We start from the raw sequence: 438 nt of genomic DNA, 5'->3' as shown, positions 1-438 counted from the left end.
GTGCGCGAGGGGGTCGTCATCGTCGACGGGGACGGGACCCTGGTGCTCGCCAACGACGAGGCGCACCGTCTGCTCGGTCTGCCCGAGGACGGGGAGGGCAGGCACGTGCTGGACATCGGCCTGGCCCCCGACACCGCCGACCTGCTGTCCTCGGGGCGGGTCGCCACGGACGAGGTGCACCTGGTGGGCGACCGGCTGCTGGCGGTCAACCAGCGGCCCACCGACCGCTCGGGCGGCCCGCCCGGCAGCGTCGCCACGGTCCGGGACTCCACGGAGCTGCGCGCCCTGTCCGGCCGCGCCGAGACGGCGCACGAGCGCCTCAACATGCTCTACGAGGCCGGGGTGGGCATCGGGACGAGTCTGGACGTCGTCCGCACGGCCGAGGAGCTCACCGAACTGGCCGTGCCCCGGTTCGCGGACTTCGTCACGGTGGACCTG

1 protein-coding gene is annotated in these 438 nt (G+C 74.4%); it reads left to right on the top strand.

What is annotated here, in order from left to right:
* Positions 1-438 (top strand): PAS domain-containing protein (locus tag KDL01_RS42110; protein WP_212534293.1); only part of this gene is annotated, 438 nt, incomplete at both ends.

This window comes from Actinospica durhamensis (genome assembly GCF_018139695.1).
Classification (GTDB): Bacteria; Actinomycetota; Actinomycetes; order Streptomycetales; family Catenulisporaceae; genus Actinospica; species Actinospica durhamensis.
Note: the sequence above shows the minus strand (reverse complement) of the source record. Positions and strands in the feature narration are given on the sequence as shown.